Origin of the sequence: Rhizobium sp. SRDI969 (assembly GCF_025152725.1) — a bacterium.
Taxonomy (GTDB): Bacteria; Pseudomonadota; Alphaproteobacteria; order Rhizobiales; family Rhizobiaceae; genus Rhizobium; species Rhizobium leguminosarum_I.
Genome location: NZ_CP104035.1, coordinates 2,152,342 through 2,174,016 on the forward strand (window position 1 = coordinate 2,152,342; position 21,675 = coordinate 2,174,016).

General features: G+C 61.6%; 25 protein-coding genes and 1 pseudogene. 19 read left to right on the forward strand and 7 right to left on the reverse strand.

Annotated elements, in window-relative coordinates:
• The first annotated feature begins 6 nt into the window (after window positions 1-6).
• The gene (locus N2A41_RS10875) at window positions 7-432 is read left to right on the forward strand and encodes an NUDIX domain-containing protein (RefSeq protein WP_260110921.1); all 426 of its coding nucleotides are present in this window, start codon (window positions 7-9) and stop codon (window positions 430-432) included.
• Here N2A41_RS10875 and N2A41_RS10880 read toward each other — a convergent pair whose 3' ends face one another.
• Both N2A41_RS10880 and N2A41_RS10885 read right to left on the reverse strand, forming a co-directional pair.
• Window positions 433-750, reverse strand: a complete 318-nt coding sequence (locus tag N2A41_RS10880) for a TfoX/Sxy family protein (RefSeq protein WP_017964468.1) — start codon at window positions 748-750, stop codon at window positions 433-435.
• A gap of 34 nt (window positions 751-784) precedes the next feature.
• Complete coding sequence (locus tag N2A41_RS10885; RefSeq protein ID WP_260110922.1) at window positions 785-1,279, reverse strand: flavin reductase; 495 nt, start codon at window positions 1,277-1,279, stop codon at window positions 785-787.
• Window positions 1,280-1,461: 182 nt separating this feature from the next.
• On the opposite strand from N2A41_RS10885, the gene N2A41_RS10890 reads away from it, so the two are divergent.
• The 5 genes and pseudogenes from N2A41_RS10890 (at window position 1,462) to purB (ending at window position 5,879) form a co-directional block, all read left to right on the forward strand.
• On the forward strand, window positions 1,462-2,544 hold the full coding sequence (locus N2A41_RS10890; protein ID WP_260110923.1) for an ABC transporter substrate-binding protein: 1,083 nt from the start codon (window positions 1,462-1,464) through the stop codon (window positions 2,542-2,544).
• Window positions 2,545-2,611: 67 nt separating this feature from the next.
• Window positions 2,612-3,289 carry a ribulose-phosphate 3-epimerase gene (gene rpe, locus N2A41_RS10895; RefSeq protein ID WP_260110924.1) on the forward strand — a complete coding sequence of 226 codons (678 nt, stop codon included), beginning with the start codon at window positions 2,612-2,614 and terminating at the stop codon, window positions 3,287-3,289.
• Window positions 3,286-4,006: pseudogene (locus N2A41_RS10900) on the forward strand (DUF2259 domain-containing protein). Before rpe ends, N2A41_RS10900 begins: the two are co-directional and overlap by 4 nt.
• 2 nt (window positions 4,007-4,008) lie before the next feature.
• Window positions 4,009-4,509 carry a hypothetical protein gene (locus N2A41_RS10905; protein WP_222385125.1) on the forward strand — a complete coding sequence of 167 codons (501 nt, stop codon included), beginning with the start codon at window positions 4,009-4,011 and terminating at the stop codon, window positions 4,507-4,509.
• 62 nt (window positions 4,510-4,571) lie between these two features.
• On the forward strand, window positions 4,572-5,879 hold the full coding sequence (purB, locus tag N2A41_RS10910; RefSeq protein WP_260110925.1) for an adenylosuccinate lyase: 1,308 nt from the start codon (window positions 4,572-4,574) through the stop codon (window positions 5,877-5,879).
• A gap of 45 nt (window positions 5,880-5,924) precedes the next feature.
• Here the strand turns inward: purB and N2A41_RS10915 are convergent, their stop codons facing one another.
• The 3 genes from N2A41_RS10915 to N2A41_RS10925 all read right to left on the reverse strand — a co-directional run bounded on the left by N2A41_RS10915 (window position 5,925) and on the right by N2A41_RS10925 (window position 7,834).
• On the reverse strand, window positions 5,925-6,347 hold the full coding sequence (locus N2A41_RS10915; protein ID WP_162117062.1) for a hypothetical protein: 423 nt from the start codon (window positions 6,345-6,347) through the stop codon (window positions 5,925-5,927).
• 48 nt (window positions 6,348-6,395) lie between these two features.
• Window positions 6,396-6,875, reverse strand: coding sequence for a low affinity iron permease family protein (locus tag N2A41_RS10920; RefSeq protein WP_222385128.1), 480 nt, complete (start codon window positions 6,873-6,875; stop codon window positions 6,396-6,398).
• 152 nt (window positions 6,876-7,027) lie between these two features.
• Window positions 7,028-7,834 carry a DUF2189 domain-containing protein gene (locus N2A41_RS10925; protein ID WP_260110926.1) on the reverse strand — a complete coding sequence of 269 codons (807 nt, stop codon included), beginning with the start codon at window positions 7,832-7,834 and terminating at the stop codon, window positions 7,028-7,030.
• A 176-nt stretch (window positions 7,835-8,010) separates the two neighbouring features.
• Here N2A41_RS10925 and N2A41_RS10930 point away from each other — a divergent pair, with 176 nt between their 5' ends.
• The 7 genes from N2A41_RS10930 (at window position 8,011) to N2A41_RS10960 (ending at window position 14,017) form a co-directional block, all read left to right on the forward strand.
• Window positions 8,011-8,565 (forward strand): RBBP9/YdeN family alpha/beta hydrolase, encoded by a 555-nt coding sequence (locus N2A41_RS10930; RefSeq protein ID WP_170261483.1) that lies wholly within the window; start codon window positions 8,011-8,013, stop codon window positions 8,563-8,565.
• A 96-nt stretch (window positions 8,566-8,661) separates the two neighbouring features.
• Window positions 8,662-10,959 (forward strand): putative bifunctional diguanylate cyclase/phosphodiesterase, encoded by a 2,298-nt coding sequence (locus N2A41_RS10935; protein ID WP_260110927.1) that lies wholly within the window; start codon window positions 8,662-8,664, stop codon window positions 10,957-10,959.
• 294 nt (window positions 10,960-11,253) lie between these two features.
• Window positions 11,254-12,018: a phosphoribosylaminoimidazolesuccinocarboxamide synthase gene (gene purC, locus N2A41_RS10940; protein WP_003540062.1), complete on the forward strand. Its 765-nt coding sequence runs from the start codon at window positions 11,254-11,256 to the stop codon at window positions 12,016-12,018.
• 15 nt (window positions 12,019-12,033) lie between these two features.
• The gene (purS, locus tag N2A41_RS10945) at window positions 12,034-12,276 is read left to right on the forward strand and encodes a phosphoribosylformylglycinamidine synthase subunit PurS (protein ID WP_012757626.1); all 243 of its coding nucleotides are present in this window, start codon (window positions 12,034-12,036) and stop codon (window positions 12,274-12,276) included.
• 44 nt (window positions 12,277-12,320) lie between these two features.
• Window positions 12,321-12,875 carry an RNA 2'-phosphotransferase gene (locus N2A41_RS10950; protein WP_260110928.1) on the forward strand — a complete coding sequence of 185 codons (555 nt, stop codon included), beginning with the start codon at window positions 12,321-12,323 and terminating at the stop codon, window positions 12,873-12,875.
• Complete coding sequence (gene purQ, locus N2A41_RS10955) at window positions 12,872-13,543, forward strand: phosphoribosylformylglycinamidine synthase subunit PurQ (RefSeq protein ID WP_260110929.1); 672 nt, start codon at window positions 12,872-12,874, stop codon at window positions 13,541-13,543. Before N2A41_RS10950 ends, purQ begins: the two co-directional genes overlap by 4 nt.
• Before the next feature lie 84 nt (window positions 13,544-13,627).
• Window positions 13,628-14,017: a hypothetical protein gene (locus N2A41_RS10960; RefSeq protein WP_222385134.1), complete on the forward strand. Its 390-nt coding sequence runs from the start codon at window positions 13,628-13,630 to the stop codon at window positions 14,015-14,017.
• Window positions 14,018-14,045: 28 nt separating this feature from the next.
• Here the strand turns inward: N2A41_RS10960 and N2A41_RS10965 are convergent, their stop codons facing one another.
• Entirely contained in the window at window positions 14,046-14,303 is a 258-nt protein-coding gene (locus N2A41_RS10965) for a DUF1127 domain-containing protein (protein WP_260110930.1), read from the reverse strand.
• An 81-nt stretch (window positions 14,304-14,384) separates the two neighbouring features.
• Between N2A41_RS10965 and N2A41_RS10970 the strand changes: the two genes are divergently transcribed.
• The 4 genes from N2A41_RS10970 (at window position 14,385) to N2A41_RS10985 (ending at window position 19,093) form a co-directional block, all read left to right on the forward strand.
• Window positions 14,385-15,803, forward strand: coding sequence for an aminotransferase-like domain-containing protein (locus N2A41_RS10970; protein ID WP_222385137.1), 1,419 nt, complete (start codon window positions 14,385-14,387; stop codon window positions 15,801-15,803).
• Between the two features lie 121 nt (window positions 15,804-15,924).
• Window positions 15,925-16,488: an acyloxyacyl hydrolase gene (locus N2A41_RS10975; protein WP_260110931.1), complete on the forward strand. Its 564-nt coding sequence runs from the start codon at window positions 15,925-15,927 to the stop codon at window positions 16,486-16,488.
• Between the two features lie 117 nt (window positions 16,489-16,605).
• Window positions 16,606-18,840, forward strand: coding sequence for a phosphoribosylformylglycinamidine synthase subunit PurL (gene purL, locus N2A41_RS10980; protein ID WP_260110932.1), 2,235 nt, complete (start codon window positions 16,606-16,608; stop codon window positions 18,838-18,840).
• A gap of 19 nt (window positions 18,841-18,859) precedes the next feature.
• Window positions 18,860-19,093: a BolA/IbaG family iron-sulfur metabolism protein gene (locus tag N2A41_RS10985; RefSeq protein ID WP_003540079.1), complete on the forward strand. Its 234-nt coding sequence runs from the start codon at window positions 18,860-18,862 to the stop codon at window positions 19,091-19,093.
• A 34-nt stretch (window positions 19,094-19,127) separates the two neighbouring features.
• On the opposite strand, the gene N2A41_RS10990 is transcribed toward N2A41_RS10985, so the two are convergent.
• Window positions 19,128-20,309 (reverse strand): hypothetical protein, encoded by a 1,182-nt coding sequence (locus N2A41_RS10990; RefSeq protein WP_260110933.1) that lies wholly within the window; start codon window positions 20,307-20,309, stop codon window positions 19,128-19,130.
• Between the two features lie 166 nt (window positions 20,310-20,475).
• On the opposite strand from N2A41_RS10990, the gene N2A41_RS10995 reads away from it, so the two are divergent.
• Both N2A41_RS10995 and N2A41_RS11000 read left to right on the forward strand, forming a co-directional pair.
• Window positions 20,476-20,706 (forward strand): hypothetical protein, encoded by a 231-nt coding sequence (locus tag N2A41_RS10995; protein ID WP_260110934.1) that lies wholly within the window; start codon window positions 20,476-20,478, stop codon window positions 20,704-20,706.
• A 66-nt stretch (window positions 20,707-20,772) separates the two neighbouring features.
• Window positions 20,773-21,591: a c-type cytochrome gene (locus N2A41_RS11000; RefSeq protein WP_222385144.1), complete on the forward strand. Its 819-nt coding sequence runs from the start codon at window positions 20,773-20,775 to the stop codon at window positions 21,589-21,591.
• Window positions 21,592-21,675: the final 84 nt, after the last annotated feature.

A 21,675-nucleotide genomic window follows, 5' to 3' on the forward strand; every position in this document is an offset into this window, starting at 1 on the left:
CATCCAATGGGCAGGCCCGGCCTTGATTTTCCGGGCTTCGGCGTCGGCCTGGTAATTCTGCGCGGCGCCAAAATCCTTCTCTACAAGCGCTTGCGCGCACCTGAAGCCGGCTACTGGAATATTGTCGGCGGCAAGGTCGATCACATGGAGCCGGCGGAGCAAGCCGCTCGCCGCGAGGCCGAGGAAGAAACCGGCCTCGTGATCGGCCGTATCGAACGGCTCGGCATGACCGAGCAGATCATGGACGTCGACCGCCAGCACTGGATCTCTCTGCTCTATGTCACCCGCGACATCGAGGGCGAGCCGCAACTCACCGAACCGGACAAGCTTTCGGATTTCGGCTGGTTTCCCCTGACCGATTTGCCCGAGCCGCTGTCGGCCTTCACCAAGGCCGCCATAGCAGCCTTGCCGGCTGCAGCACGGGGCGAATAGCTATTCGGCGCGAAGCGACGCCTCATAGGCAAGCCGCACCCATTTCGCCATCAGATCGGGATCGTCATAGGCCTCGTCGGGGATCGACCAGTAGGGCATTTTTACCGGCTTGCCCTTCTTGCCCTCATAGGTCCATTGCGTGGCTCCGGCGGCGGCAAATTCAGGCGCGCTCGTCTCGTCGGCCTTCAACAGCATTTCGTCGCGCACTTCAAGCGCGATAATCCGTCCGAGATGATAGATGCCTTTACCGCCGAACATGCGCTTGATCGTGACTGGCCCGAGCCCCTGAAACATTTCCTCGATCCCGGCATTGTCCATCCTCTATCCCCTGAAATCTCGATCGCTGCGGAAATCACAACGCGTGATAATCCCGGTTCATATAGATCAGCGCCGGGTGTTTTTCGCTGAAGCGGACAGCCGCGACCTCACCGAAGACGACATTGTGCGTCGGCATTTCCTTAATGTCGGTCACCCGGCAATCGAAGGCGGCGAGCGCATCGAAGAGAACCGGCGCGCCGGTGACGAGTGTGTCGAAATGGGCGCTGGCGAAGCGGTCGTCATTGGTAAGCACAGTGCGCCCGGAGAAAGCGTCGGCAACGGCCTGGTGATGGGCGCCAAGCGTGTTGAGCACGAAGACGCCGCTGCGGAAGAAGATCTCGTTCTTCGGATTGGTGTTGTTGAGGCAAATCAGCACCGAGGCCGGATTGTCGGAGACCGAGCAGGCGGCGGTAATGGTAACGCCGCGGCGCACGCCTTCCATCGCCGTCGTCACGAGCTGTACATGGCCGGCATAACGGCTCATGGCGTCGCGATAAAGGCCAGGGTCGATATGCTGCCTGTTCAACACCTGCTTCTCCGTGCGCGCGCTTTATGCCTGGATTGTCTTGCCATCGCGCCAATATGGCTAGCATCGGTTACCTTTTCTACAATAGGACCGGTGAAAAGCGCCGTGTTGCGCTTGTTTTTCTTTGACGATCGCGGCCTTGCGGATAAAAGGGCATGGACGATGGCTAGGGATGTCCGCCTTTCATGATCAACCTGCGTGGCATAGCAGCTTTTCTGGCGCTGCTGGGAGCGGCGGCTGAAAGCCATGCGGCGGGCGTGACGATCGGCGTCGTCGCTCCTCAGAACGGCCCGCTCGCCCTCCTCGGCGCCCAGATTGCCGCGGGCGCCGGCTTCGAGATCCAGCAGTCGGGAAATACTCTGGTCGCCATCAACGAGACCTGCGAAGACAATAGCGGTGCTGCGGTTGCCGACGCGCTTGTCAGCGCCAAGGTGCAGGTCGCGATCGGCTTTCTCTGCAGCGAAACGCTCGAAGGCGCGCTGCCGAAGCTGAAGGACGCCAGCATTCCCGCGATCACCGTCTCCGTGCGCTCCCGCATCCTGATGGAGGATGCATTGAAGAACGGCTGGCCGCTCTTCCGGGCGGCGCCCGCCGACGGCGCCGAGGCAGCAAAGATCATTGAGGTGATCCTGAAGGACTGGGCCGCCGATCCGATCGCCCTGATCGAGGACGGCACCATTCATGGCCGCGAACTGACGGAATCGGTGCGCAATGCGCTGGAGCAGAACGGCCTGAAGCCGGTCTTTACCGATACCTACCGTCCGGGACAGGAGCAGCAGATTGCCCTGGTCCGCCGCCTGAAACGGGCCGGCGCCACCAGGGTCTTCATCGGCGGCGACCGCAACGACGTCGCCGTCATCGCCCGCGACGCCAAGGCCGAGAACATCCAGCTTTCCATCCTCAGCGGCGATGCCATGCGCGCTGCCGACCAGCCGCTGCCGCTGAATTCAGGCGTGCGCGCCGTCGCCCTGCCCGAATACGCTACCCTGCCGGAAGGCACGGCTGCTGCCGGCGCGCTGCATGCCAAAGGCGTCGAGCCGGAAGGTTATGTCCTGCCGTCGCTGGCCGCCGCCCTCATTGCCGGCCAGGCCGGGCAAGCCGCCGTTGCGGCGGGCAAGCCCCTCCAGGAGACGCTTCTCGGCACGACATTCCAGACGCCGGTCGGCGCTATTGCCTTCACCGGTGCGCATGAACTTTCGCAAAATCCCTACCGCCTGCTCGAATGGCGGGGCAACGGCTTTTTTCCACCTGCGGCGCCGACGCAATGAGCAGCGGCCGCCAGCTTTGAATTCTGGCGCCGCAGTGAAATGGCGCGCCCTATACGGAGTAGTTTTGATGACGCTGCCCATTCGCATTGCCCCCTCGATCCTCGCAGCGGATTTCGCCAGGCTCGGCGAGGAGGTGCGCGACGTGACGGCCGCCGGCGCCGACTGGATCCATCTCGACGTGATGGACGGGCATTTCGTGCCGAACATCTCCTTCGGCCCCGATGTCATCAAGTCGTTGCGCTCCTATACATCAGCCACGTTCGACTGCCACCTGATGATCTCGCAGGTCGACGACTATCTCGAAGCCTTCGCCAAGGCCGGCTGCGACCGCATCACCGTCCATACCGAAGCCGGACCGCATCTGCACCGCTCGCTGCAGACTGTCCGCAACCTCGGCAAGAAGGTCGGCGTGACGATCAATCCGGCGACACCGCTCAGCGCCATCGAGAACGTGCTCGACGATGTCGACCTCATCCTGATCATGTCGGTCAATCCCGGTTTCGGCGGGCAGAAGTTCATTCCGGCGATGGCGAAGAAGATCGCGGCGGCGAAGTCACTGATCGGTGATCGGCCGATCGAACTCGAGGTCGACGGCGGCGTCACGATGGAAACGGCGCCTGATATCGCGCGGGCGGGCGGCAACGTCCTCGTCGCCGGCTCGGCAATTTTCAAGGGCGATACGGTCGAGGATTACCGCCGGACCGTCGCCGATCTGCGTCAGGCAGCCGAAGGGGCACGAGCATGAAGAAGCGTCTCATCATCGGCGGCATAATTGCCGCAGCATTTGCCTGCCTGCCCGGCCTGTCACTTGCCGGCGACATCGCCAATATCCAGCCGATCGGTTTTTCCGCTGACGGCAAGGTTTTCGGATTCCAGGAATTCGGCATCAAGCAGAGCGTCCCCCTACTCCAACACTTATTTCGTCGATACCGAAGACGGCCACTATCTCGAGGGCACACCCTTCCGCACCGAACTGACCGATAAGGACGCCAATCTCTCCAAGGCGCGGCGGCAGAACCTGACGGCGGCGCGCAGCCAGATGGACAAATACGATCTGTTGACCAATCCCGGCCTGATCGCCGCCTTCAATCCACCGACCGAACTCGGCTCGCCTTCGAAGACGATCCGCTACACGACGCTTGCGACCGACGGTCCGCCGAAGGCGCCCTATACGCTCTCGCTCGGCGAGATGCCGGTGCCGACGCCGAAGGATTGCGCCGCGATCGATAAACGCGTCATCGGCTTCAGCCTGCAGATGATCGAAAAGGAAGGCGCTCCGAACCGGCAGGCGGCGCGCCAGGCCACCACGGTTCCGGCCGAGCGCACGTGCTCGGTCGAATACCGGATCGGCGGCGCGGTGGTCTATCAGCCGGAAGGCGGAAACCAGGTTCACATCGCCCTCGTCCTGGCCTTCGATGCGACAAGGAACGGCCGCTGGATCGCCGTTCCTGTTCATCCCTAAGCATGGATCGCCCCCGGATAGATCGTCTAAGAGCTGCATGGCCGCCCTACCCCGATCTGATCGCCGGCGCGTTGCTTTGGGGTATGCAGATGCTCGCCGCCGCCATGCTCGGCCTTTATCTGCGCAACGGCCTGCAGACGGGCCGCCTTGCCGAGGTGACAGCACTTTATTTCGCCGGCGGCCTGTTGGCCTGGCCGTTCGCCCTGCCGGTTGCCCGCTTCCTTGCCTATGGCAGGCCGCCGGAAGCGCGTTTTGCCGCTTTTTTCGTGACGTTGACCGCAGCTACGATCCTGATGACCGCCTTCCTCTTCGCCATGGAATACCGGATCTTCTATTCGCGCTGGCACGCGCCCTTCGGCAGTATCGTCTGGGCCTTCCAGTTCGTCTTCACCAGTATCAGCGCCGTCTACCAGTTCCTGGTGATCGGCCTGCGCCTCTTCCTGCCGCTCGGCCTCGTCTGTCTTGTCGCAAGCAGCTATCATCTTGCCAAACGCATGCGTTGAGATTGCCGCCCGTCTTTGCTACAGGGGCGCTAACAAACCTCTCGAAGTGAAGGCAGCCGCCCATGATCCCGCGTTATTCTCGGCCCGAAATGGTCGCCATCTGGTCTCCCGAAACCAAGTTCCGCATCTGGTTCGAGATCGAGGCGCATGCCTGCGACGCGCTGGCCGAACTCGGCGTCATCCCGAAATCGGCGGCAAAGACGATCTGGGAGAAAGGCGGCGCCGCCACCTTCGATGTCGACCGCATCGATGAGATCGAGGCTGTCACCAAGCATGACGTCATCGCCTTCCTCACCCATCTCGCCGAGATCGTCGGCCCGGATGCGCGCTTCGTCCACCAGGGCATGACCTCGTCCGACGTGCTCGACACCTGCTTCAACGTTCAGCTGGTCCGCGCCACCGACATCCTGCTTGCCGATATCGACCGGCTGCTCGAAGCACTGAAAAACCGCGCCTTCGAACACAAGGACACCGTCACCATCGGCCGTTCGCACGGCATCCATGCCGAGCCCACCACCTTCGGCGCCAAGCTGGCGCTCGCCTATGCCGAATTCGAGCGCTGCCGCCAGCGCCTCGTCGCCGCCCGCGAGGAAGTCGCGACCTGCGCCATATCGGGCGCCGTCGGCACCTTCGCCAATATCGATCCGCGCGTCGAAGAACATGTCGCCGAAGCGCTCGGCTTGAAGGCCGAGCCGGTCTCGACACAGGTCATCCCGCGCGACCGCCACGCGATGTATTTCGCCACGCTCGGCGTCGTCGCCTCGTCGATCGAGCGGCTGGCAACCGAGATCCGCCACCTGCAGCGCACCGAGGTGCTGGAAGCCGAGGAATATTTCTCGCCTGGCCAGAAGGGCTCCTCTGCCATGCCGCACAAGCGCAACCCGGTTCTGACCGAAAACCTGACCGGCCTCGCCCGCATGGTCCGCTCCTACGCCATGCCGGCAATGGAAAACGTCGCCCTCTGGCACGAGCGCGATATCTCCCACTCCTCGGTCGAGCGCATGATCGGCCCCGATGCCACCGTGACGCTGGATTTCGCACTTTCGCGGCTCGCCGGCGTCATCGAAAAGCTGCTGGTCTATCCCGAAAATATGGAAAAGAACCTCAACAAATTCCACGGCCTCGTCCACTCGCAGCGCGTCCTGCTGGCGCTGACCCAGGCCGGCACCTCCCGCGAGGATGCCTATCGCCTCGTGCAGCGCAACGCCATGAAGGTCTGGGAACAGGGCAAGGATTTTCTGGAAGAGCTGCTGGCGGATGCGGAGGTCCGCGCTGCACTGTCGGAAGAGGATATTCGGGAGAAGTTCGACCTCGGCTATCATACCAAGCATGTCAATACGATCTTCCGCCGGGTCTTTGGGACGGCTTGAGGGTCGCGGTCAACGCAGTGACGGCGCCCCTGCTCGGCGCCGTCTTCAACATATCTCGCTGTTGTTATTTATTAGCTGGTTTCTCCTTACCCGCAGCCTCAACATAATTGGGAAAGCGATACAGGCGACGAGGACAGAAGGAAGGCAGTAGGCCAAAACGAACAACAAAAAGACGAGCTCTTTTTCTCCGAAACCAGACAACGACAGAAACACTGCTGCAATCAAAGACAGCGTGCCAATAAAAACAATAAACGCCCAGAAACACGGCCGCGAATTCATTTCGATATATTTAATACGATAGGAAATAAACAATATAAAAATGAAGGGAAGCGAAAAAATAAACTTCGCGATCAAAGTGCCCATGGCCAGATCTCCGAAGAAAAATGGCAGATGACCAACCGTTATTCCAAGCAGATAGGCCTGAAAGAACAGCTCAGTCTGGGGCTCTCTTAGTTCGGAATCGACCATCTCCCCTACGCAATACGAACTCATCGTCTTGGAACTGTATTTAGCGATTCAATTTTTCTCAAGTGGCCGCTGCTTCTGCTTCGACGCCTTGGCAGCCACAGAGCGCTTAGGTGCATCCGCCTTTTTCGGCGGTGCCGCATTCGCTGCCTCCGATGTCCTGCAGGCCTCCGTCTCGCCCCTGCCCTTTGCGGCCTTGGCGACTAGGTGGTTGAGGTGCTTCAGCTCCTCCTCCTCGAGATTCTCGATGCCGATGAAACGGTTCTCGGCATGGCTGGTCAGGATGATTTCGTTGAGCTTGGCCTGGATCGCCCGCGTGTCGCGCGTCTGGGCGTTCTGCAGCACGAAAACCATCAGGAAGGTGATGATCGTCGTGCCGGTATTGATGATCAGCTGCCAGGTTTCCGAATAGTCGAAGAAGGGGCCGAGTGCCGCCCAGATAACGACCACGATCAGTGCCAGGATGAAGATGACGGGTTTGCCCGCCCATTCCGATACCTTTGTTGCGAACTGGGCGAACAGATGCTTCATCGTCACCTCTGCAATCCTCCCTCGAGGCCTCCGGACCATGATGTCGACGACATCACGCTCTCGGCTAAACAAACTCCGAGGCAGGTTCGAGGTTCCCCCAGGGATCCGATATTCCCCCGGGGGTCCGGAATTCGCCGCAGGCAAGGCCGTGGTTATGCGGTCGCTTCCCGCGCAATCAGCTTGCGATAGAGATGCCAGGTCGCATGGCCGAGGATCGGGATGACGAGCGCAAGCCCGGCAAAGACCGGGATCGTGCCGATGACGAGCAGCGCGGCGACGATCAGGCCCCAGAGCAGCACCGGCACCGGATTGAGAATCGTCGCGCGGATCGACGCTGTGACGGCCGCCACCGCCCCGACATCGCGGTCGAGCAGCAGTGGAAAGGTGATGACGGTTATCGCCAGCACGACGAGCGCAAAGACGAAGCCGATGAGATTGCCCCAGATGATCAGCTGCATGCCCTCTGACGTGCCGAAGACCTGGCGGAAGAAATCCGCCATGCTGCGCGGAAAGACCTCGCCGAGCAGGTTGATGTAGAGCGTCTGCGCCGTCACCAGCCAGACGACGAAGAGGCCCAAGAGCATCAGCCCGACCGCCACAATCGACGGCAGCGCCGGCGAATGGCGCACCTCGAGTGCATGCGTCCACGACGCGTCGAGGCCGACCTCGCGCCGGCGGCTGATCTCATAGAGGCCGATCGCCGCGATCGGGCCGATCAGCACGAAACCCGCCATCAGCGGGAAGACCATCGGTAAAAGGTTGGCGCCCGAGGTCCATAGCGTCAGGAAGACGCCGGCGATCGGGTACATCAGGCACAGGAACACATAATGGGACGGTTTCTCCATGAAATCTTCATATCCGCGCTTCAGCGCGTCGAAAACGTCAGCGATACCGATGCGATTGACAACGGGCCGCGCGAAGCTTTCGCTTGCACCCGTCATGACGTGAAATGCCGCCATGGCTTTCTCCTCCTCAGCCGAGACCTGATCGGCGGCGGACAGCATCGGCGGGCAAGCCGACACGAAATCCGCAACCGGCACTGGAGGAATATAGCAACTTTCACGGCCCGTGTCGCTCCCTCCCTTGACATTCCCCTCTTGACATCTTGGACCAGCTTTCTCACATCGGCGGCATCATGAAAGCCTCAGACGCAGATATCCTCATCATCCCCGGTTACACCAATTCCGGCCCGGGCCACTGGCAGAGCCGCTGGGAGGCAAAGCTCAGCACGGCGCGGCGCGTCGAACAGGCCGAATGGACGAAGCCGGTGCGCGAGGACTGGATCGCCCGCATCGCCGAGGAGGTGAACGCCTCGACCCGTCCGGTCGTTCTCGTCGCCCACTCGCTGGGCGTACCCTCGGTGATCCACGCCATCCCGCATTTCCGCAAGCCCGTGGCCGGCGCCTTTCTCGTCGCCCCGCCCGATGTCGCCAATCCCGACATCCGCCCGAAACACCTGATGACATTCGGCCCCTATCCGCGCGACCCGCTGCCCTTCCCGTCGATCACCGTCGCCAGCCGCAACGATCCGTTCGGCAGCTACGATCATGCCGACGATGTCGCCAGCAGCTGGGGCTCCTTCCTCGTCGATGCCGGCGAGGCCGGTCATATCAATGCCGATTCTGGTCACGGCCCATGGCCCGAAGGCACCATGGTCTTTGCCCAGTTCCTCGGCCGGCTCCCTGCCTAATCGAGGAAAAGGCGCCATCCCGCTTGTTGAGCAAGTGCTTTCTAAGTCTTTCTTAATGGAATGACAGCAGACTGCACCGAGGTGAAGTAAGCGAGAATGCCCGTGAAGAAAGCCCATCCAGAGACCGGTGATCCGCACGGCTATGCCGCAGCGGCCGAGACAGGCATCGGCAATGGAGCAGCCGACGATTCCGATCCGGCCGAGCGCGAAAGCCGCTGGAACCATGCGCTCGTTGGCTCCGGCCTTGGCGTATGGGATCACAATTACCGTCTCGACACGAAATATTACTCGCCGACATGGAAAACCATTCGCGGCATGGCGCCCGACGAGCAAGCCGACGGCGATTACGACGCCTGGCTGCAGCTCGTCCATCCCGACGATCGCGATTTCGTCGTCCACGCTATTGACCGACAGAACGCCGGCGATCCCGATTACCAGATCTTCGAATATCGCGAGCGTCACAAGGACGGTCACTGGGTCTGGATCGAGTGTCGCGGCGCCTGCGTCGAATGGGACGAGAACGGCGTGCCGACGCGCATCATCGGCACGGATACGGATATCACCGCCCGCAAGCAGGCCGAGGAGACGCTGTCGCGTTTGTCGCGCCGGCTCGATCTGGCGCTGGAGGTTTCCCGCATCGGCGTCTTCGAGGCCGATATCGAGCATGATAGCGTCGAATGGGACGATCGCCTTATCGCCATTTACGGGCTGCAGGGCGCCTCGCGCCAGATCGCCAGCGACGCCTGGGCGAAAAGCCTGCATCCCGACGATCGCGAGCGCGTGCTTGGCTTATCCGATCGCAGCGTCGAAAGCGGCCGCGATTTCCAGCAGGAATACCGCATCATCCGCGGCGACGGCGTCGAACGTGTCATCCGCGCCCGCTCGGCCTTCTTCATCGATGGCAACGGCCACCGCAAGCTGATTGGCGCCAACTGGGACGTCACCGAGGAAGTCGCGCTCCGCAACGAGCTGCAGCGCGCCAAGGATCTGGCCGAGGCGCGCAACCGCGAGCTCGAAGCCGCCAAGGAGAGCATCGAGCACTTGGCGCTGCACGATTACCTCACCGGCCTTCCGAACCGCCGCTATCTCGACAAGATGCTGGGCGAGCGTTCGGCCGAATGCCAGGCCAAGGGCGCGGCACTGGCGATCCTGCATATCGATCTCGACCGCTTCAAGCAGATCAACGACACGCTCGGCCATCGGGCCGGCGACGCCATGCTGCAGCATGCCGCCAGCGTGCTGAGGAATTCCGTCCGCGCCGCCGATTTTGTCGCTCGCATTGGCGGTGATGAATTCGTCATCCTCTGCGCCGTCGATCCCGCGTCGAAGAAGATCGGCGGCCTTGCCGAACGTCTTATCCGCGAATTGCGCAAACCGGTCAGATATGAGGGGCACGACTGCCGTTTCGGCGCCAGCGTCGGCATCGCCATCGACAGCGGACCGAAGCTCGACGCCAAGCAGATACTGCTCGACGCCGATATCGCCCTCTATCGCGCCAAGGGCCTCGGCCGCAATCGCTTCGAATTCTTCTCGGCCTCGGCCCGCCGCGATATCATTTCCGCCAAGCATCTCGCCGACGAGATCCTGGTCGGCCTCGAATGCAACGAATTCGTGCCCTTCTACCAGCTGCAGTTCGATGCCCGCACGCTGGATGTCACCGGTGTCGAAACGCTTGCCCGCTGGCAGCACCCGGTGCACGGGCTGCTGACGCCCGACCGCTTCCTCGATATCGCCGAGGATCTCGACGTCGTCTCGACTATCGACGCCCTCATCTTGGAGCGCGCCATTGCCGACCGGAAGGCGTGGCTGAAGGACGGGCTACCGATTCCGAAGATATCGGTCAACGTCTCCGCCAGGCGGCTCGCCGATCCCGATCTGGGCAAGAAGCTTCGCGCCTTGAAGATCAAGCCCGGCACATTCTCCTTCGAACTGCTGGAATCGATCTCGCTCGACGATTGCGACGAGGCGGTGGCCGCCAACCTGAAAAAGCTGCGCAAGCTCGGCATCGACATCCAGATCGACGATTTCGGTACTGGCCATGCCTCGATCGTCAGCCTGCTGCGATTGAGCCCGAAGACGCTGAAGATCGACCGCGAGCTGATCCGCATGCTGCCGCAATCGGCCGAGCAGCGCAAACTCGTCGGCTCGATCATCGATATCGGCCGCTCGCTTGATATCCTCGTCATCGCCGAGGGTGTCGAAACGGCGGATCATATCCGGATTCTCGAAGAACTCGACTGTGACACGCTGCAGGGCTACGCGCTCGCCCGGCCGATGCCGGCCATGCAGATCCCCTCCTTCATCCGCGCCGGAAGCTGGCGCCACGGGCAAACCGCCGCTCGCGCGCTGCAGACGCAGCTTCGCCGCGCGCTGCCAGGCAGAGCCGCCAAATAAAAACCTGCATAAGCGGCCCGCCATTTCGCCTTCATTCCACCGTAGAGGAAAAGGCGCTAAACTCCTCTCGCGAATTCATTCGATTCTCTTGGCAGTATTCCGTAAAATCGGAAACCGGGACCGCGAAATCTGGAAACCGGGGCCACGAAATCTGGAAACCGGGGCCACGAAATCTGGAAACCAGGGAAGGAGCGACAGGCGGATTGTGAAACCCTCTCTTTTCCTTTAAGGGGACGCCACGAGATCGATCCACTCGCGCTATCCCAAGAGCGCCAACAATAGAGAATGACCACGATGAACCGTCGCCGCCGTATCTACGAGGGCAAGGCAAAGATTCTGTATGAAGGCCCGGAACCGGGCACTTTGATCCAGTTCTTCAAGGACGATGCCACCGCCTTCAACAAGAAGAAGCACGAAGTCATCGATGGCAAGGGCGTCCTCAACAACCGCATCTGCGAATATATCTTCAGCCATCTGAACAAGATCGGCATCCCTACTCATTTTATCCGCCGGCTCAACATGCGCGAGCAGTTGATCAAGGAAGTAGAGATGATCCCGCTGGAGATCGTCGTGCGCAATGTCGCGGCCGGTTCTCTCGCCAAGCGCCTTGGCATCGACGAAGGCGTCGTGCTGCCGCGCTCGATCATCGAATTCTATTACAAGTCCGACGCGCTCGACGATCCGATGGTCTCCGAAGAGCACATCACCGCCTTCGGCTGGGCAAACCCCGCTGAACTCGATGACATCATGGCGCTTGCCATCCGCGTGAACGACTTCATGACCGGCCTCTTCCTCGGCGTCGGCATCCAGCTCGTCGATTTCAAGATCGAATGCGGCCGCCTCTTCGAAGGCGATATGATGCGCATCATCCTCGCCGACGAAATCTCGCCGGACAGCTGCCGGCTCTGGGATATCGAAACCCACGAGAAGATGGATAAGGATCGCTTCCGCCGCGACCTCGGCGGGCTGCTCGAAGCCTATTCCGAAGTTGCGCGCCGTCTCGGCATCATCAATGAAAACGAGCCTGTGCGCGGCACCGGCCCGGTTCTCGTCAAGTAAGGCAGGAAAGACAAAGTGATCAAGGCTCGTGTCACCGTCACGCTGAAAAACGGCGTTCTCGATCCGCAGGGCAAGGCTATCGAGGGTGCGCTTGGCGCCCTCGGCTTCTCGGGCGTCGGCCATGTAAGACAGGGCAAGGTCTTCGACCTGGAGCTGGAAGGAGCCGACAAGGGCAAGGCCGAGGCCGACCTCAAGGCCATGTGCGAAAAATTGCTCGCCAACACGGTGATCGAGAACTACGCAATCGCGATCGACTGACGATCACAGACCCGTCGTCCGGTGGACTTTGAGGATTTGGCGTCATGATGAAAGCAAAGCTGGAGACGGAAGTCTCCAAGTATATGAGCTATGTTTTACGTCATGCGCCTGATGCCGCGGGTTTGACGCTTGATAGCGAGGGTTGGGTGTCGTTCGATGAGCTCGAAAAGGTGTTGGCGTCGAAATACAATGTTTCCCGCGCCGATATTATCGAGATTGTCGACAACAATCCGAAGAAGCGTTTCACGATCGCCGATGGCAGAATTCGCGCAAACCAAGGTCATAGCGTCGACGTCGATCTCGCATTGAACCAGGTTGAACCGCCCGCCGCTCTTTCTCACGGCACGTCTCTGACGAATTGGCAGTCGATCGAGCGCGAAGGCTTGAAGAAGATGCAGCGGCACCACGTTCATCTGTCGGCGGATGTCGAAACGGCAAAAATGGTCGCAGCCCGCCGTAAGGGTGAACATCTCATCCTGCGTGTGGACGCGGCCCGCATGTTTTCAGAGGGTCATTCTTTCTTTGTCTCCGACAATGGAGTATGGCTCGCCGAAAGCATTCCAGTTCAGTATCTTTCGTTAGACGCAGGGACCCCATGAAATCAGCCGTCGTTCAACTTCCGGGCCTCAACCGTGACCGCGACATGATCGCCGCCCTGACCAAGATCTCCGGCAAGCAGCCGGTGACGATCTGGCAGACGGAAACAGAGATCCCCGACGTCGATCTGATCGTCATCCCCGGCGGCTTCTCTTATGGCGATTACCTGCGTTGCGGCGCGATCGCCGCCCGCATGCCGGTCATGCAGGCGATCATCGACAAGGCTACAAAGGGCGTGAAGGTGCTCGGCGTTTGCAACGGCTTCCAGATCCTCGTCGAGGCCGGCCTGCTGCCCGGCGCGCTGATGCGCAATTCCTCGCTGAAATTCGTCTGCCGTGAGATCAAGCTCGAAGTCGTCAACGCCGAGACGGACTTCACCCGCGCCTACGCGCAGGGCCAGGTCATCCGCTGCCCGGTTGCCCATCACGACGGCAATTATTTCGCCGAGGAAGCGACGCTGGCCGCGATCGAAGGCAATGGCCAGGTGGTGTTCCGTTATGCCGAGGGCACCAATCCGAACGGCTCGATCAACGACATCGCCGCTGTCATGAATGAAAAGGGCAATGTGCTCGGCATGATGCCGCATCCCGAGAACCTGATCGAAGCTGCCCATGGCGGCTCGGACGGCCGTGGCCTCTTCGCCTCGGCGCTCGACGTCATCGCCGCCTGAGCCAGTGCCTTGCCCAAAACACACAGCGGTCGTGGGCAACGGCATGCACCCAAAAATCCTCCGTCCGGATCTGGAGCACGATTGATGCGCCCTCGCCTCGCAAACGCCGCCCTGTTTACCGCTGTCGCAACCATGGTCGCAGCCTGCCAGACGCCGGCGCCGACAGGCCCGAACCGCGCCGCGCTGCCGACCATGGAACGCGTGGCGCTCGGCGCCAATGCCTGCTGGTTCAAATCGGGCGATCCGGCCTTTGCAGCCTATAAGCTCGCGCCGGAGCTCAATTCCTTCTCCGGCCGGCCGCGCATCCTGCTTGTCCACAAGGGCAGCCCGGAGAGCCGGCCGCTGCTCGTCGTGCAGGCCGAGGGAAGCCCGTCGCGCCTGCAGGCCTTCGGTCCGATGATGTCGGAACCGGTCGCCGGCCGCATCACCACCGACCTTAACCGCTGGTCAGGTGGCAACAAGGCCTGCAACTGACCGACCCGGTCAGTTCCGAAAGCACGTTTCAGTCCCAAAAGAACGACTTGCCGACTTCGCGCGCTGCATCTGACTGCGACACCCCGATATCCTTGAGTTCGGTCGCCGTCAGCCCTCTCAGCGCACGCCGGCCTTCCCGCTTCTGATGCCAGAGAAGAACTGCGGCCCAGATCCGGTCCAGGCGCGTCGTCGCCTCGGCAGGCGCGTCGGGGAGGACGATCTGTCTCCTGTCTTCGTAAGAGACAATCGGTACAATCGGCATTTTGATCTCAGGTAAGGCAGACATTCCAGGAATCCTCTCGGCGTGCCATTGGAATTGACTCATACGCTTGACCCATACAATGTGCCAACATATACAATTGTCACCATGACAAATTGGCTTCCTGATATTTCCCGCGGTTCCGGTCCGGTCTATCTCCGGCTTGCCGACAGCATCGAATCCGCCATATCAAGCGGCGCCTTGCCCGCCGGCAGCAAATTGCCGCCGCAGCGCAACCTCGCCTATGATATCGGCGTGACGATCGGCACGATCGGCCGTGCCTATGCGCTGGTACATGAGCGCGGCCTGGTCGCCGGCGAAGTGGGGCGCGGCACCTATGTGCTGAACCGCTCTGAGACGCCGCCCGGAGAGCAAATCGATCCGCTGACCGTCTCGCTCGGCGGCACCCGCATCCAGGATGCGCCGGCCAACAAGATCCGCTTCGACACGACAGCCGCGCCGGATCTCGGCCAGGGCAAGGTCATAGCGGGCATCCTTGCCGAGATCGGCGTGCAGCATCTATCCGAAATCTCTTCCTATTCCCGGAGTTTCCCGCGCAACTGGTTTGAGGCCGGCCGCCTGTGGCTTGCCCGCAGCGGCTGGACGCCGGACGCTGAAAACATCGTGCCGACTCTCGGCGCTCATGCGGCGGCGATATCAGTCGTCGCCGCCGTCTCGGCGCCGGGCGACAAGATCGTCTTCGAGGATCTCACCTATACCCAGGTCAGCCGTAGCGCCCGCCTTCTCGGCCGCCGCACGCTGACGGTCGATTCCGATGAGCTCGGCGTGATCCCCGAGGATTTCGAGCGGCTCTGCCAGCAGCAGCATCCGAAGATCGCCTTCCTGATGCCGACCGTCCACAATCCGACGCTGGCGATCATGCCCTATGACCGGCGCGCTGCAATCGCTATAATCGCCAGGAAGCACGGCGTCTGGCTGATCGAGGACGACCTCTACGGCGGCATGGCCGACGACGACACGCCGCTGCTCGCCTCGATTGCGCCTGATCGCACCTTCCTCGTCAACGGCCTGTCGAAAGCGGTCGCCGCTGGCGTGCGCGGCGGCTGGGTCGCCTGCCCGCCGCATTTTGCCCAGCGCATCAAAGTGACGCACAGGATGATCACCGGCGGCCTGCCCTTCATCCTGGCGGAGACCTGCGCGCGCCTTGTCGAAAGCGGAATGGCGCACGAGATCCGCAAGGCAAGTGTCGAGGAACTCTCCCGGCGGGTCCGGCTCGCCCGCGAACAGTTGCAGGGCTTCGATTTCGAATCGCACCCGCACGCGCCCTTCCTCTGGCTGAAACTGCCGGAGCCCTGGATGTCGGGCACCTTCAAGAATGCCGCCTTCCGCGATGGCGTGCTCGTCGACGACGAGGACGAGTTCAAGGCGGCGCGCGGAGAGAGGCCCTATCATCGCGTTCGCGTCGGTTTCTCCTCGCCGAAGACAGGGCAGGAATTGATCTCGGGACTGATGATCCTGCGCCGGCTGCTGGAAAATGGCGGCTCCGCCTATGATGGCGAAATATGATGTGTTGCAAATACACGTCGTAGTCTAAAAAAACATCGCGCCCAGATCCTGCCGCTTTACCCCTCGAACCGTCATGCTACCTCTTGTCATCCCCTCAGATGAGGGAATCAAAGGACAGCATATGACGATCGACTTCGGAAAAGTCGCTCTGCTATTGTTGGGTATAGCGTCAGTGGCAGTGGTGGCCGGCTCGGCAAGTGCAGGCGAGCAGATATTTGATGAATTACGTTTCGGCGCTTCGGCCTCGGTGCAATCGGGCCACTCCAGGGAAGACGGCGTCTTTCCCGAAATTACCGCTCTCTTCGATCCTTTCGGCTACGACACGGCGGTCGGCTGGCAGCAACAATTGCTGCATCCCCGCGTCCATCTCGGCACCTCGATCGGCACGTCGGGCGAAGCCACTCAGTTCTTCACCGGTTTCACCTGGACGGTCGATTTCAACGAGAAGCTCTTTGCCGAAGCCGGCTTCGGCGGCGTCATCCATACCGGCGATCTCGAGGGCGATGATGACGGCCCGGAACTCGGCTGTCGCGTCCTCTTCCACGAATATCTGGGCGCCGGCTATCGTTTCAACACCCACTGGAATGTCATGGCCCAGTTCGCCCATTCCTCGCATGCCGATCTCTGCAACGGGCCGAACGACGGCATGACGCGCGCCGGCTTGCAGGTCGGCTACAAGTTCTGAGTGGTTGCTCTTTTGGATAAGTCTGCCCGCCCTCTGTTGACGGCGGGCATTTTCCTGTCGCGCGTCGCCGCTACATAAGCTAAAGACAGCGCAAAACGCGCCAGGGATTTTCCGCTCATGACCATTCCAAACACCATCCCGATCACGCCGGAACTCATCGCAAGCCATGGCCTGAAGCCGGACGAGTACCAGCGCATTCTGGATCTGATCGGCCGCGAGCCGACGTTTACCGAGCTCGGCATCTTCTCGGCCATGTGGAACGAGCACTGCTCCTACAAATCCTCGAAGAAATGGTTGCGCACGCTGCCGACCAAGGGGCCGCGCGTCATCCAGGGCCCGGGCGAAAATGCCGGCGTGGTCGACATCGATGACGGCGATTGCGTCGTCTTCAAGATGGAGAGCCACAACCACCCCTCCTATATCGAGCCCTATCAGGGGGCTGCGACCGGCGTCGGTGGCATCCTGCGCGACGTTTTCACCATGGGCGCGCGCCCGATCGCCGCGATGAACGCGCTGCGCTTCGGCGAACCGGATCATCCGAAGACCCGCCACCTCGTCTCCGGCGTCGTCTCCGGCGTCGGCGGCTACGGCAATTCCTTCGGCGTGCCGACGGTCGGCGGCGAGGTCGAATTCGACGCCCGCTACAACGGCAACATCCTCGTCAACGCCTTTGCCGCCGGTATTGCGAAGTCCAACGCCATCTTCCTGTCCGAAGCCAAGGGCGTCGGTCTTCCGGTCGTCTATCTCGGCGCCAAGACCGGCCGTGACGGCGTCGGCGGTGCGACGATGGCGTCGGCCGAATTCGACGAATCGATCGACGAGAAGCGCCCGACCGTTCAGGTCGGCGACCCCTTCACCGAGAAGTGCCTGCTGGAAGCCTGCCTCGAGCTGATGCAGACCGGCGCCGTCATCGCCATCCAGGACATGGGTGCGGCCGGCCTCACCTGCTCGGCCGTCGAGATGGGCGCCAAGGGCGATCTCGGCATCCTGCTCGAACTCGACAAGGTGCCTGTCCGCGAAGAGAGGATGACGGCCTACGAGATGATGCTGTCGGAAAGCCAGGAGCGCATGCTCATGGTGCTGCAGCCGGAGAAGGAAGCGGAAGCCAAGGCGATCTTCGTCAAGTGGGGCCTCGATTTTGCCATCGTCGGCTGGACGACCGACGATCTGCGCTTCCGCGTCATGCACCAGGGCGAGGAAGTCGCCAACCTGCCGATCAAGGATCTGGGCGACCAGGCGCCGGAATATGATCGCCCCTGGCGCGAATCCCGCAAGCATGCCCCCCTGCCCGCCAATCTTGTCGCCGCACCCGAGGATTATGGCCAGGCGTTGCTGCAACTCGTCGGCTCCGCCAACCAGTCGAGCCGCCGTTGGGTCTATGAGCAATACGACACGCTGATCCAGGGCAATTCGCTGCAGCTTCCGGGCGGCGATGCCGGGGTCGTGCGCGTCGACGGCCATCCCTCCAAGGCGCTCGCTTTCTCCTCCGACGTCACCCCGCGTTATGTCGAGGCAGACCCCTTCGAAGGCGGCAAGCAGGCGGTCGCCGAATGCTGGCGCAACATCACCGCGACAGGCGCCGAACCGCTCGCCGCTACCGACAATCTGAACTTCGGCAATCCCGAAAAGCCCGAGATCATGGGCCAGCTCGTCGAGGCCGTGAAGGGCATCGGCGAGGCCTGCCGCGCGCTGGATTTCCCGATCGTGTCAGGCAACGTCTCGCTTTACAACGAGACCAACGGCGTCGCCATTCTGCCGACCCCGACGATCGCAGGCGTCGGCCTGCTGCCGGACTGGCGCAAGATGGCTCGTATCGGCACTGCCAACGACGGCGACAAGGTGATCATGATCGGCGTCGACGGCAGCCATCTCGGCCAGTCCGTCTATGTGAGAGACGTGCTTTCCAGCCGCGAAGGTCCGGCACCGGAGGTGGATCTGTTTGCCGAGCGCCGCAATGGCGATTTCGTTCGCTCCGTCATCCGCAACGGCCAGGCGACCGCTTGCCACGACATCTCCTCGGGTGGCCTTGCCGTGGCGCTCGCCGAAATGGCGATGGCCTCGGGCAAAGGCCTGACGATCGATCTGAGCGAAGGCAGAGGTGCACCACATGCGCTGCTCTTCGGTGAGGATCAGGCGCGCTACATCCTCACCTTGCCTGCCGATGTTGCCGATTTCGTCTGCGTCAATGCAGAAGGTGGCGGCGTTCCTTTCCGCCGCCTCGGCACGGTCGGAGGAACGGCGCTCGTCGTCGGCGATCTCATCTCGCTGCCGATTCAGCAATTGCGCGATGCCCATGAATCATGGTTCCCTGACTTCATGGAAGGCCGCGGCGAACTTGCCGCTGCGGAATGATGCGCAAGGAGTAACGATCATGGCCATGAAACCCGGCGATATCGAAGACATGATCAAGGCTGGGATTCCCGGTGCCAAAGTGACGATCCGCGATCTGGCGGGCGATGGCGATCACTACGCCGCCGAAGTCGTCGCCGAAGCCTTTCGCGGCAAGAGCCGCGTGCAACAGCACCAGATGGTCTACGAGGCGCTGAAGGGCAATATGGGCGGCGTGTTGCATGCGCTGGCGCTGCAGACCTCGGCGCCGGAATAGAGCCGACGCAATCCGGACGGACGATGCCCGGCCCTCAGCCGGCCATTCTCTTTTCGTCGGGATCGGCAAAGACCGAGGCCGGCATCGGCCCGGATGTCAAAAGTGTGAAGTCGAAGGGCGCCTGCAAATCCGGCCCAAGCACATATTGCCGGTGGACGCGCAGCTGGTCCGTGCGGATCTTGCGGTAGTGCTCGCGCGTCAGCATCTGCTTGACGCGGATCAGGATCATCTTCGCCTGAGGCGCATCCGCATGGCCGGAGACGGCGACGACCGGCACCTTGTAGAAATTGATCGAATCCGTCAGGCACTGCACATCGAGCCAGGAAATCTCGGGACAGCGGGCGATCAGCCCGACACGGGCGCGAAGCAGCTTTGCCGATGACATGAGCGCACATTGCAGGATGGCGCTGCCGAGGGTGGCAAACACCACGCGCTTGCCTTTGAATATCTCCGGCTCTCTTTCCAGCAATATGCCGACGACATGGGCGGCGACGCTCGATCCCATGCTGTGCGAGGAAATCACATATTCGTCCACCTCTTCGTCAAGCGCCTTGCGCACGCCAGCGGCCCGGTCTTCCAGCCAGCTGTTGAAATCGGCCCGGTCCATACGGCCGAGCGCCACGGCCATTTTCCAATCGGCAAAGAGATGCAGCGTATGGAAACGCTCGGAAAACGGCAGGAAGGCGAAGATGAAGAAACAAAGCGCCAGCGGCCCGCTCCAGAGCATGTGCCACGACGAAAAGCTAAGAGCATAGGGCAGGATGGCGATCTGCGCCGTCAGCGCGATCGCCAGCGCGGTCAGCAGGAACGGGAAAAGGAAGAACAGGCCGAAGCGCCAGGCATGGCGGAAATAGCCCCGCATCCCGCCTTCGAGCATGATCTCGGCGCAGCTTCGGAAGCCCGCTATGATCTGGCTCAGCGTGTTGCCGGCACGCAGTCTGCGCACCAGTGCATCGTGATCGACCATATGGATCCGGCTCTTCGTCTGCCAGCCGGGGGATCCGGCCCCTGCCTCCGGCGCTGTAGCCTTCTCACCCGTCGTGACCACGAAACTGACCGGATCGCTCCTCCCGTCCGCTGCCCCTGTCTCCACCGAATAGCCCCAAACGGCTGCACTCTGCCTCGCCGAACGCTCGTAGCGCGCCCTGTGAGCAACGCCGTCAAGCGGCTCGAAGCCCGGGAAATGCAGGACGACCCGCTTCTCGATCAGTTTCATTCCGCTCTTCCGGCCGGGCAAATGGCCGGCATGTTGCTGCGATCCGGCTGCTGTGCCGCTGATATCGGCAAAAAAGGCAGCTATGATCTCGAAGCCGTCTTGCTAACCGAACTCTTCCGGAATTCAATAGCATCCATGTCGATTCCACCACGAACGGAGGGGTTTTGTGGCCGACCTAGTCAAAGAATTGATATCGGGCGTCGTCGACAGCGTGCTGAAGGAGATCCTGAAGAAAACCACCGGCCGCGCCACGACGAAGCGCAGGAGGCGTAAGACACGCCCCGCCGCGACGACCACAGCTGCGCGCAAGACGATCTCGGCCAAACCCAAGCCTCCCCGCAAACAAGTCAGCAAGCGCCGCACCGCCGCCGGCCGCAGCCGTCAACGCCGTAGTTGAGGTGCAATGAAAATGTGAGCAGTTTTCGGACGAGTTCTGCGGCGCTATTGGGGGCATGAAGCGACGATGCGCATCGTGAAAATCATTCTCGCGGCCATCGTCGCGATCTGTCTCATCGCCGTTGCCGGCGTATACGCCCTGTCGGAGATGCGTCTCTCCAGGACCTATGACGTCGCAGCGGCCGATTTCACCGTCAAGACGACGCTGTCTGCGGAAGAAGCCGAACGCCGCGCCCGTACGCTGATGTGCGGCGGCTGTCATCACGATGCCGGCAACGTGCTCATCGACGAGCCGGGCGTCGGCCGCATCGTCGCGCCGAACCTGACCCGCTTCGTGCCCATGTACAGCGATGCTGAACTCGTGCGCCTCATCCGCCACGGCATCAAGAAAGACGGCACCGGTGTCTTCATCATGCCGGCAAGCAACTTCGCCAATATCACCGATGACGACATGGCGGCGATCATTGCCTGGCTGCGCAGTCTGAAGCAGCTTCCCGACGCGTTGGTGGGAACGACGCAATGGGGACCGCTCGGGCGAATCGGCCTGGCGCTCGACAAAATCCCCTTCGAAGCCGATCTGGTGCCCGCCGTCATCACCCCTGCCGCCACGCGTCCGGCCGATATCGGCGAATATGCCTTCAGGACCGACTGCAGCCATTGCCACAATCTCGATACGGCAAAGCAGTCGGAAGCGTTCCTGGCACCGGCGCTTAAGCCCCTGGCGCAATCCTATTCGGCTGCCGATTTCAAGACGCTGCTGCGCACCGGCAAGGGTGTCGGCGACCGCGATCTCGGCGTGATGACGCAGGTTTCACAATGGGATTTCAGCCACTTCACCGATGCTGAAATCGAGCAGATTCAGATCTATCTCGCCCACCAACCGTAACGCGACGGCAACAACCCGGCAACGGCCTGCCCGAATTGGTCTTTTTTTGGTTCGGGCGGCTGGAATTCCTGCTGTCGCATGCTA

Coding starts and splice junctions, on each gene's coding strand:
- N2A41_RS10875 (WP_260110921.1), top strand. CDS start 7: ATGGGCAGGCCCGGCCTTGATTTTCCGGGCTTCGGCGTCGGCCTGGTA.
- N2A41_RS10880 (WP_017964468.1), bottom strand. CDS start 750: ATGGACAATGCCGGGATCGAGGAAATGTTTCAGGGGCTCGGGCCAGTC.
- N2A41_RS10890 (WP_260110923.1), top strand. CDS start 1,462: ATGATCAACCTGCGTGGCATAGCAGCTTTTCTGGCGCTGCTGGGAGCG.
- rpe (WP_260110924.1), top strand. CDS start 2,612: ATGACGCTGCCCATTCGCATTGCCCCCTCGATCCTCGCAGCGGATTTC.
- N2A41_RS10905 (WP_222385125.1), top strand. CDS start 4,009: ATGGATCGCCCCCGGATAGATCGTCTAAGAGCTGCATGGCCGCCCTAC.
- purB (WP_260110925.1), top strand. CDS start 4,572: ATGATCCCGCGTTATTCTCGGCCCGAAATGGTCGCCATCTGGTCTCCC.
- N2A41_RS10915 (WP_162117062.1), bottom strand. CDS start 6,347: ATGGTCGATTCCGAACTAAGAGAGCCCCAGACTGAGCTGTTCTTTCAG.
- N2A41_RS10920 (WP_222385128.1), bottom strand. CDS start 6,875: ATGAAGCATCTGTTCGCCCAGTTCGCAACAAAGGTATCGGAATGGGCG.
- N2A41_RS10925 (WP_260110926.1), bottom strand. CDS start 7,834: ATGGCGGCATTTCACGTCATGACGGGTGCAAGCGAAAGCTTCGCGCGG.
- N2A41_RS10930 (WP_170261483.1), top strand. CDS start 8,011: ATGAAAGCCTCAGACGCAGATATCCTCATCATCCCCGGTTACACCAAT.
- N2A41_RS10935 (WP_260110927.1), top strand. CDS start 8,662: ATGCCCGTGAAGAAAGCCCATCCAGAGACCGGTGATCCGCACGGCTAT.
- purC (WP_003540062.1), top strand. CDS start 11,254: ATGAACCGTCGCCGCCGTATCTACGAGGGCAAGGCAAAGATTCTGTAT.
- N2A41_RS10950 (WP_260110928.1), top strand. CDS start 12,321: ATGATGAAAGCAAAGCTGGAGACGGAAGTCTCCAAGTATATGAGCTAT.
- purQ (WP_260110929.1), top strand. CDS start 12,872: ATGAAATCAGCCGTCGTTCAACTTCCGGGCCTCAACCGTGACCGCGAC.
- N2A41_RS10960 (WP_222385134.1), top strand. CDS start 13,628: ATGCGCCCTCGCCTCGCAAACGCCGCCCTGTTTACCGCTGTCGCAACC.
- N2A41_RS10965 (WP_260110930.1), bottom strand. CDS start 14,303: ATGTCTGCCTTACCTGAGATCAAAATGCCGATTGTACCGATTGTCTCT.
- N2A41_RS10970 (WP_222385137.1), top strand. CDS start 14,385: ATGACAAATTGGCTTCCTGATATTTCCCGCGGTTCCGGTCCGGTCTAT.
- N2A41_RS10975 (WP_260110931.1), top strand. CDS start 15,925: ATGACGATCGACTTCGGAAAAGTCGCTCTGCTATTGTTGGGTATAGCG.
- purL (WP_260110932.1), top strand. CDS start 16,606: ATGACCATTCCAAACACCATCCCGATCACGCCGGAACTCATCGCAAGC.
- N2A41_RS10985 (WP_003540079.1), top strand. CDS start 18,860: ATGGCCATGAAACCCGGCGATATCGAAGACATGATCAAGGCTGGGATT.
- N2A41_RS10990 (WP_260110933.1), bottom strand. CDS start 20,309: ATGAAACTGATCGAGAAGCGGGTCGTCCTGCATTTCCCGGGCTTCGAG.
- N2A41_RS11000 (WP_222385144.1), top strand. CDS start 20,773: ATGCGCATCGTGAAAATCATTCTCGCGGCCATCGTCGCGATCTGTCTC.